The sequence below is a fragment of the Rhizobium sp. RHZ02 genome (genome assembly GCF_014851575.1).
Classification (GTDB): domain Bacteria; phylum Pseudomonadota; class Alphaproteobacteria; order Rhizobiales; family Rhizobiaceae; genus Rhizobium; species Rhizobium altiplani.
This window is the reverse complement of sequence record NZ_JACUZX010000125.1, coordinates 1-255: the sequence shown is the minus strand read 5'-3', so window position 1 is coordinate 255 and position 255 is coordinate 1. Positions and strand designations below refer to the sequence as shown.

Sequence of the window (255 nt, the reverse complement as noted above, 5' to 3'; positions counted from 1 at the left end):
GTTCAATCTGTCTCGGCTCGCCGTCTGGTGGCTCAGGCTCGGTATCGACATCGAGCGCATCAAGCCGGGCAACCCGCAGCAGAACGGCCGCCATGAACGCATGCATCTGACACTGAAACTTGAGACAGCCAAGCCGGCCGGAGACAATTTCCTGCAGCAGCAAGCCCGCTTCGACGACTTCGTCGAGGAGTTCAACAGCGAGCGGCCCCACCAGGCGCTCAACATGGCCTACCCGGCAGAGCGCTACGACGCGTC

Annotated in this window: 1 protein-coding gene; it reads left to right on the top strand. The window is 62.4% G+C overall.

The annotated features are described in order from the left end of the window. The coding region (locus tag IB244_RS31795; RefSeq protein ID WP_192307031.1) for an integrase core domain-containing protein at nucleotides 1–255 on the top strand (255 nt) is incomplete at both ends.